This is a genomic window from uncultured Fretibacterium sp. (assembly GCF_938030725.1).
In the GTDB taxonomy this organism is placed as follows: domain Bacteria; phylum Synergistota; class Synergistia; order Synergistales; family Aminobacteriaceae; genus Fretibacterium.
In genome coordinates this window covers 1-4,733 of record NZ_CALHIQ010000138.1, presented here as the reverse complement: position 1 = coordinate 4,733, position 4,733 = coordinate 1, and the positions used below count along the sequence as shown (strand labels likewise).

General features: G+C 66.2%; 6 protein-coding genes. All 6 read right to left on the bottom strand.

Features of this window, described 5'->3' with window-relative positions:
- A partial coding sequence (locus Q0629_RS07975; protein ID WP_298781128.1) for a hypothetical protein occupies positions 1–367 on the bottom strand: 367 nt, incomplete at its 3' end.
- Positions 368–369: 2 nt separating this feature from the next.
- Complete coding sequence (locus tag Q0629_RS07970; protein ID WP_298781125.1) at positions 370–1,407, bottom strand: glycosyltransferase family 8 protein; 1,038 nt, start codon at positions 1,405–1,407, stop codon at positions 370–372.
- Positions 1,404–2,153, bottom strand: coding sequence for a 3-deoxy-manno-octulosonate cytidylyltransferase (gene kdsB / locus Q0629_RS07965; RefSeq protein WP_298781121.1), 750 nt, complete (start codon positions 2,151–2,153; stop codon positions 1,404–1,406). Before kdsB ends, Q0629_RS07970 begins: the two co-directional genes overlap by 4 nt.
- A 10-nt stretch (positions 2,154–2,163) precedes the next feature.
- Positions 2,164–3,174: a KpsF/GutQ family sugar-phosphate isomerase gene (locus Q0629_RS07960; protein WP_298781119.1), complete on the bottom strand. Its 1,011-nt coding sequence runs from the start codon at positions 3,172–3,174 to the stop codon at positions 2,164–2,166.
- A complete protein-coding gene (gene kdsA, locus Q0629_RS07955; protein ID WP_298781116.1) occupies positions 3,171–4,067 on the bottom strand; it encodes a 3-deoxy-8-phosphooctulonate synthase in 897 nt (298 codons plus the stop codon). Before kdsA ends, Q0629_RS07960 begins: the two co-directional genes overlap by 4 nt.
- Before the next feature lie 384 nt (positions 4,068–4,451).
- A partial coding sequence (locus tag Q0629_RS07950; RefSeq protein ID WP_298781114.1) for a TCP-1/cpn60 chaperonin family protein occupies positions 4,452–4,733 on the bottom strand: 282 nt, incomplete at its 5' end.

The following is a 4,733-nucleotide window of genomic DNA, read 5'->3' as shown; positions in this document are numbered from 1 at the left end:
GGAGGCGCGTCTGGAGGGGGCCACGTTCCATCGTGAACATGCTGCGCTGGGACAGGATGACCTGGAGGGGACCTCGCAGGATGACCTTCGTCAGCAGGGCGCGCATGGCGGTGTAGACGGGGAGCAGGAAGCCAAACTTGCCGCGCCGGACCTCGTTCAGGAGGCGTAGGAAGGACCCGTGGAGGTCAACGACCCGTACCTCTGGGACGAGCCCCGCGAGCATGGGGCCGCGTGCGTGCAGGAACAGGGCGGAGACGGGGAGTCCGCGGCGAGCCAGGGCATTCGCCAACCGCAGGGACGATCGTTCCGCCCCCCCCATTCCTGCGTCGCGCAGCAGGAACGCAGCAGGTGGCAGGCCGGCGTCCATGCTTAACAAGGCCCGCCGCGAAGTCCTGCGGCGAGGCGGTGGAAGAGCTCTCGAACGAGGAGGCCCGCTGTGAGGGCCGGCTCTCCACAGAGGACATCGCGCTGGAGCCTGCGGCCGATCCGCCGCCAGCACTGGGCCGTGTGGCGGTGCAGGGAGGGCGTGTGGGAGGCGGTGCGGCTCAGGAGATCGATCAGCTCGTCGCGGGTCGTGTTCTCGCCCCAGGCGCTGCGCAGGTACGTCCTCCAGTAGAGCCTCTCGGAGGGAAGTCCCGTCAGCCCCAGCCATGGCTTCGACTCGTTGATCATGTGGAGAATGGAGTGGGACGGGTCCCCCTCCAGACGGCGGTTGTTGAACCTGCCATCGAGCAGCTTGATGGAGCCTCTGAACAGGGAGTTGAGGATGTCCTGGTCAGCCAGTCGGGCGGTGTGTCCCCTGTGGGCGAGCCAGTCCATGGAGGCTTGGAACAGGCTGCCCCGCTCTCGGATGCGGTCCAGGTCCATCAGCAGGACGCCGGCGTTGACGTAGGAGGCGGGGTCCCCGCCGTTCAGGCGCACGCGAAGGGCCTCGGCGGAGAGGCGGCGAAGCCCCGTTCCAGGGTGGTCCAATGCACCGGCGAGGCAGTTTCCGTCCAGGTTTACCTCCCAGAGCTCCTTCAGGTCCAGGTTCACCAGGGTGTCGCAGTCCAGATAGATGACCCGGCCGATGGAAAGCAGGTCCGGGATGAGGAGGCGATAGAGCGTCCCGACGGAACAGGCGTCTTGAACGAGGGCCACCGTTCGAGCGTCCAGTTGGTCTCGATAGGGGGTGACGTCGATGAGATGGACTTCCTGCGCGTACTTTGCGGCCGTGCGAAGGAACTTTTCGCGGGCCTCCTCCGTTAGCGTGCTGTCGTGCAGCACGTGTACGACGACGGGGCCCTCCGTGTTCTCGAAGATGGAGGTCATCACGACGCCCGCGTGTTGGCTGTACGTCCCCTTGGGGTCGTACAGCGCGAGGGCGGCGTGGACCGTCCCCTCCGGCCTCGTCGTATCGTTTGTCATGCTCCGGACCTCTCGCTCAGGATCGCCCTCACCCGCTCAAGGTCCTCCTGCGTGTCCACGCCGACGCCCTCGGCACTGGAGGCCGTGACCTTGACGCGGAGCCGGTGCCCGTGCTCCAAGGCCTTGAGCTGCTCCAGGGATTCCGCCTCCGCGAGCGGCGTCATGGGGAGCGCGGCGTAGCGCCGGAGGAAGTCCGCGGTGTAGGCGTAGAGGCCAATGTGGCAGTAGACGGGGAGGCGCGGCTTGTTCCGCGGGTAGGGGATGAGGGAGCGGCTGAAGTAGAGCGCGTCGCCGTTCCGGTCCATGACGACCTTCACCGCGTTGGGGTTGTCCCGGTCGGCGTCGGCCATGGGGCGGCACAGCGTGGCGAAGCAAACGCCCGGCTCGTCCAGGAGCACCGCAACCTCGTCGATCATCGCCGGGTCCAGCAAAGGCTCGTCCCCCTGAACGTTGACGACGGCGTCTGCGTCCGGGGCCAGGATACGGAGGGCTTCCTCCGCGCGGCTCGTGCCGTTGGGGTGATCCGGAGAGGTCATGACGGCGCACCCGCCGAAGGCCTTCACAGCGGATACGATGCGCTCGTCGTCCGTCGCTACGGCGACGTGGGTAAGGCGTCGTGCCGCCATGGCGCGCTCGTAGACGTGCTGAATCATGGGTTTGCCGCAGATGTCGGCCAGGGGCTTGCCCGGAAGGCGGGAGGAGGCGTACCGCGCCGGGATGACCCCCAGGATATTTTTGCTGCTCATGAAATATGCCTCACGCGATGCCGGACTTCAGGAGGTCATGGACGTGCAGCATCCCCACGGGACGCCCGTCCTCCAGGGCCACGAGCACGCTGATCTCCTCCCGCTCCATGACGCGCATGGCCTCCGCCGCCAGCGCGTCCGGGCTGATGCCCTTGGGGTCCTTCGTCATCGCGTCCTCAATCTTCACGTGAAAGGCGTCCGTTCCCCGCCGGCCGATCAGGCGGCGCAGGTCGCCGTCCGTAAAGATGCCGCAAAGCCTCCCGTCCTCGTCCACGACGCAGGTAGCGCCGTACCCCTTACTGGTGATGGAGAACAGCGCGTCCTGTACGGAAACGCCGCACCGCACCGCGGGCAGTTGGCCGAGGCCGCCCATCACGTCGCGGACGCGCGTCAGGAGTCGCCGTCCCAGGGCCCCGCCCGGGTGGAACAGGGCGAAGTCCTCGCGCTTCAGTCCCCGCAGCAGCGTCACCATCGCCGCCAGCGCGTCGCCCAGGGCCAGTTGCAGCGTGGTGCTGCTCATGGGAGCCAGTTGCAGCGGATCGCCCTCCTTCTCGACGCGCGAATTCAGGACGACGTCCGCGTGCTGCGCCAGGGGGGACTCAAGGCCCCCCGTGATGGCGATCATCATCGCCCCCAGCCGGCGGAAGTGGGGGAGCAGCGCCACGATCTCCGCAGAGGTCCCGCTGTTGCTGACGAAGAGCCCCACGTCCTCCCGCCGCACCATGCCCAGGTCCCCGTGGGAGGCCTCAGCGGCGTGCAGGAAGAAGGACGGCGTCCCAAGCGATGCCAGCGTGGCCGATATCTTGCGCCCCACGTGCCCGGACTTGCCCAGCCCCACCACGACGACCCGCCCGCTGCACTCGTGGACGGCGTGGGCCGCGCGCGTCAGCTCCGGGCCCACCCGGTCCGCTGCCTGCAGGATCTCGGCGGCCTCGGTCCTCATGAGCTGGCGCCCCGCCTCCAGGAGCTCATGGTCCGAGTGCCGCTCTCCGGGCCTCTCGCACGGAAGTGCTGACGTCATCTCGCCTCGCCCCCTTCTCTTCCGCGTTCCGGGGCGTCCTCGTCCTGCCTCAGTCCGTCGGGCAGCGCCCGTCGCGCCCTGTGGATGGCCAGCACCTGATCCAGGAAAGCGCCCATCTCGCCCAGGGGGATCATGTTGGGACCGTCGCTTCGGGCCTTTTTGGGATCGGGGTGCGTTTCGGCGAACAGGACGTCGATGCCGACGGCCGCCGCCGCCCGCGCCAGCGGCAGGGCCAGCGCGCTGTCCCCGCCGCTCATGCCGCCCAGGCCGCCGGGCTGCTGCACGCTGTGCGTGGCGTCGAACATGACGGGGTACCCCAGGTTCCGCATGGTCACAAGGGCCGTCATGTCGACGACGAGGTGGCGGTAGCCCATCACGGTGCCGCGCTCGCACAGGATGACGCGGTCGTTTCCCGCCTCGCGGCACTTCGCCGCGGCGTACTCCATGTCCTCCGGGGCCAGAAACTGGGCCTTTTTGAGGTTGATGATCTTTCCGGTCCTCGCGGCGGCTACGAGCAGGTCCGTTTGGCGGCACAGGAAGGCAGGGATCTGAATGACGTCCGCAACCTGACCGACGGGCTCGGCCTGATAGCTCTCGTGGATATCTGTCAGGATGGGCACGGCCGCAGTCCCCTTGATCGTCTCAAGCTGTTCGAGTCCCTTTTTCAGACCTGGCCCCCGCCATGCGTGGATGGAGGTGCGGTTGGCCTTGTCGAAGGACGCCTTGAAGACGTAGGGAAGGCCCCGCTCGCGGCACAGGTGCTTCATGGTCTGGGCCACTTCGATGCCGAGTTCAAGGCTCTCCAGGGAGCAGGGGCCCGCCGCGACGGCGAGCTCTTCACCGATGGAGAAGTTCCCGATCCTGTACTTGTCCTTATCGAAAACAGCGTCCAAAAATAATCCTCTCCGTTCTGTTCCGGCGTCTTGGCGTCTGCGCCTCCTGCAACGGAGGCGCTTTCAGGACGCCATGGGCACAGGTCCCATGAGGTTATTATAGACTGTTTTCTCCGTTTGGACGCCCAATGGTGTAGGGGATCGGTCTGCAGCGTCGGGTAACGTTATGATTGAACCTTAGTCAAACAATATGCTTTAGGAAGCAAAAGGATACTCACTTAAGGTACCCTATTTTTAAAGTTTTCCTCCTTTTTGTTGTGCGATAGGTTGTTATTAGCGAAATTAGGCTACCGTCACCCTTTGGCCGCATCCGAAGGACAAGGAAGGGGGCTGACCCTGAGGTCAGCCCCCTTTGCGTTGCTATAGACCGGACCGTCTCCGGCTTTAGTACATGTCGCCCATGCCGCCCATCCCGCCAGGCATGGCGGGCGCAGCGTCCTTCTTTTCCGGCTTGTCGGCGACGATACCCTCCGTCGTCAGGACCATCGCGGCGATGGAGCCCGCGTTCTGCAGCGCGGAGCGGGTGACCTTCACGGGGTCGATGATGCCCGCGGCGACCATGTCCGCATACTCGCCGGTGCTGGCGTTCAGGCCGTGGCCGGGCTTCAGGTTACGGACCTTCTCCACGATGACTTCGCCCTGGTAGCCGGCGTTCTCGGCGATGAG